The organism is Bhargavaea cecembensis, from assembly GCF_000826125.2.
Classification (GTDB): domain Bacteria; phylum Bacillota; class Bacilli; order Bacillales_A; family Planococcaceae; genus Bhargavaea; species Bhargavaea cecembensis_B.
In genome coordinates, this window is sequence record NZ_LN651373.1 from 1,719,832 (window position 1) to 1,723,213 (window position 3,382).

General features: G+C 61.7%; 3 protein-coding genes and 1 pseudogene. All 4 read right to left on the bottom strand.

Features of this window, described 5'->3' with window-relative positions; all coding sequences use genetic code 11:
- Window positions 1-16: 16 nt before the first annotated feature.
- Window positions 17-1,033, bottom strand: coding sequence for a Holliday junction branch migration DNA helicase RuvB (ruvB, locus tag BN1189_RS13985; RefSeq protein ID WP_040228912.1), 1,017 nt, complete (start codon window positions 1,031-1,033; stop codon window positions 17-19).
- Window positions 1,034-1,088: 55 nt separating this feature from the next.
- Window positions 1,089-1,694 carry a Holliday junction branch migration protein RuvA gene (gene ruvA, locus BN1189_RS13990; RefSeq protein WP_040228930.1) on the bottom strand — a complete coding sequence of 202 codons (606 nt, stop codon included), beginning with the start codon at window positions 1,692-1,694 and terminating at the stop codon, window positions 1,089-1,091.
- 139 nt (window positions 1,695-1,833) lie between these two features.
- Entirely contained in the window at window positions 1,834-2,712 is an 879-nt protein-coding gene (locus BN1189_RS13995) for a phosphotransferase (RefSeq protein ID WP_052455878.1), read from the bottom strand.
- A gap of 6 nt (window positions 2,713-2,718) precedes the next feature.
- Window positions 2,719-3,382 (bottom strand): annotated as a pseudogene (locus BN1189_RS14000) (hypothetical protein); the annotation flags it as partial.

Sequence of the window (3,382 nt, forward strand, 5' to 3'; positions counted from 1 at the left end):
AAGTCTTCAATGTTCATTACAGGTTCCTTCTTCCGTCTTCCGGCATGTCCATGCCGAAATGTTCATAGGCTGCGGGCGTGGCCATCCGCCCGCGCGGCGTCCGCTGCAGGAATCCGATCTGCAGCAGATACGGTTCGTACACGTCTTCGATCGTGGCGGATTCCTCGCCGATGCTTGCGGCGATCGTATCGAGGCCGACCGGGCCGCCGCGGAACCGCTCGATCATCGCGGTCAGCAGCTTGTGGTCAATATGATCAAGCCCGTTCGAATCGACCTGGAGCATTTCAAGCGCTTCTTGCGCAATGGGAAGCGTGATGCTCCCGTTCCCCCGGACCTGCGCATAGTCGCGCACCCGCTTTAACAGACGGTTGGCGATCCGCGGGGTTCCCCGGGAACGCATGGCGAGCTCCGCCGCGGCGTCCCGGTCGATCGGCGCGTCAAATATATCCGCGCTCCTGACGACGATTTCGGACAGCGCGTCCTGGTCATAATAATCAAGGCGCAGCGGTACGCCGAACCGGTCGCGGAGCGGCGCGGAAAGCGATCCGGCGCGCGTCGTGGCGCCGATCAGCGTGAACGGCGGGAGGTCAAGCCGGATCGAACGCGCCTCCGGGCCTTTGCCGACGACGATGTCGAGCGAAAAATCTTCCATCGCCGGATAAAGGATTTCCTCTATCGCCCGGCTGAGGCGGTGGATTTCGTCGATGAACAGCACATCCCCCGGCTCGAGCGAGGAGACGATCGCCGCCAGATCGCCCGGCCGCTCGATCGCCGGCCCGCTCGTCGTCCGGAAGTTGACCCCCATCTCGTTGGCGATGACCGCGGCGAGCGTCGTCTTTCCGAGTCCCGGAGGCCCGTACAGCAGCACATGGTCGAGACATTCTTCACGGCCCTTCGCCGCTTCGATGAAGATGCCGAGGTTGTGCTTCACCCGGTCCTGTCCGATATACTGGCCGAGCAGCTGCGGCCTGAGCGACTGTTCAAACCGTTCGTCGAATGAGGAAATCTCCCCTGAAATGACGCGCTCTTCCATTTTGGCACCTCCCTTTTCCATTCATCCCCGGCACCCGGCCGGTTCATTCCGTTATTCAGCCCTGCTTGAGCAGCAGGGCGAGTGCGCGCTTCATATAGCCTTCCGTGTCGAGCTCTTCCTCTTCAAGCCGGGGCCGGATTCTGTCGGTCTCCCGTTCGGAGTAGCCGAGCGCGGTGAGTGCCAGCATCGCTTCTTCCAACTCGTGGTTGTCCCCGGTCTGCGGCGCTTCGACTTCCGGGTTCAGCAGCGTCGGGAGCTCCGCGACGCCGTCCAGCTTGCCCTTCAGGTCGAGGATGATCTGGCGGGCGGTCTTTTTGCCGACGCCCGGGAACCGGACGAGGAATTTCTCATCCTCCGACTCGATTGCGGCCACCACCTGAGCCGTCATGCCGCCGGCGAGGATGGCGAGCGCCCCTTTTGGCCCGACGCCCGTCACCGTGATCAGTTTCCGGAACAGCTCCCGGTCTTCCGCGGTCCGGAATCCAAGGAGCTGCATCGCATCTTCGCGCACGTGCAGATGGGTGAAGATCTGCTGCTCTTCACCTGTGGCATGGAATGCATACGGGTTCGAGGTGAGGACCTGGTAGCCGATGCCTCCCTGCTCCACCGTGATATACTCGGGCGTCACTCTCGTAATGCGCCCTTTTATGTAATCGTACAAACCGTTCTCCCCCTGTCACATCACGTTGATTATAGCATAGATGTTCGCCTTTTCGCATCTGCGCGGGCGCCGGCCGGCCTTTCGGGGGAACCGGAAAAAGCACGGGACGGCGGCTTTTCCGCTTTCCCGTGCTGCTTTCTTATTCTTCCCTGTTTCCCGCCTGTGTCACCTGGTAGCAGAGCGGAATCCAGCGTGAGAGCGCCTGTTCCGTGAACCGTTTGAGCCTTCCGGTGATGTGCGCCCGCCGCTCCTCGGGAAGCGACAGCAAGTAAAGCCATTCCCTGAGCACTTCGTTCGGATAAAGAAGCAAGTCGAGCGAGGACCTGGAGAGCCGTTTCAGCGACGGGTGCTCCTCCGCAAGGTAGCCGAAGTCGTATCCGACATGCGGCAGCACGCGGTGGATCCAAAGGGCCGTCTCGGTCCCCGGCGGCCCGGTGCATGCAAGATCGAAATCGATGAGGACATATCGCCCGTCTTTCCCCTTCAGGAAATTATGGTGGACGACATCGCCGTGCAGGATCGTGCACCCTTCGTCCGGATCATAGGATCGCCGGATCGACTTCAGTGCTTCTTCCGCGTGGAATACCGTTGTCTCAAACATCGAGCTGTCGATATGGGGCTCAAGATCCGTCCGGCTGTTCTTGAAGCGGTCCAGACGGTCTTCCCATTTCGCGAGCAGCGGATACGGGTGCAGCCCGAGGACGCCCTGCCAATTCACGTCGGCAGAAGTGGCGTGGAGCGATTTCAGAACGGAAAGCGTCCGTCCCCTGCCGCTCCGCGTTGAATAATCCGCTGGCCTGGCGCCTTCGAGCCACGGCTGGATGACCGTCCGTTCGTCCGCCGCGCCGATCACGGGGAGGACATGGGAAAATTCGATTTCGGCCAGCCGCTCGTGGATCCGCCGGACTTTGGACGCCACTTCATACGAATCATACTTTTTCAGTGAGTAGCCCTTCCCCGCGACATCCCATTTCCAGACATTTTGCTTGATCTGCCTGAAGTTTCCGCCGGCGGCCATGGCCGGTCAGTAACCTGCCTGGAACGGCGTGCCGCACATATGGCACATCGGCCAGCCGCCGACGTGGTAAGGCATGCCGCATCCGTGGCACATCGGCCAGCCGCCGTAATGCTGCGAGCCGCCCGCCGGATAAGAAGGCCAGTACGGCCATGCGGCGGCCTGGACGGCATGCGGCACATGGGCGCCCCCGCCTCCGCCGCATCCGCATGTCGACTCGTCATGCTGGTGGTGCATGTGCATCTCCTCTCCGCCGCCATGCTGGCCCGGATAAAACAGCGATGAGTCGTGTGATGTTGAATCATGCAGATGCCAGCCCGTCTGAGGATACGGACTGCCCGGGAACGATGAGGACTCGGCATTCACAATCGGATTCCCGATCGGCGGGACGGCGGGCGGTTTCTGCGGCAGCGTCGGCGGTACCATCGGAGCGGGCATTTGTCCTGACGGCTGCTGGTGAGGCGGTGTTTCATGGGACGGCATCGGGTGCATCGGCATCTCCGGCATCGGCATCTGATGCATCGGCATGCACTCCATGTCGTACACCGGCATCCAGCAGAACGGCATCGGCATGACCGGCATGTACGGTGAATGATGGTGCGGATACGGCTGAGGCTGCGGTGCCGGCATTTCCGGTTCCGGAACTTCATGCACCGGCGGCTTTGGCGGCTTT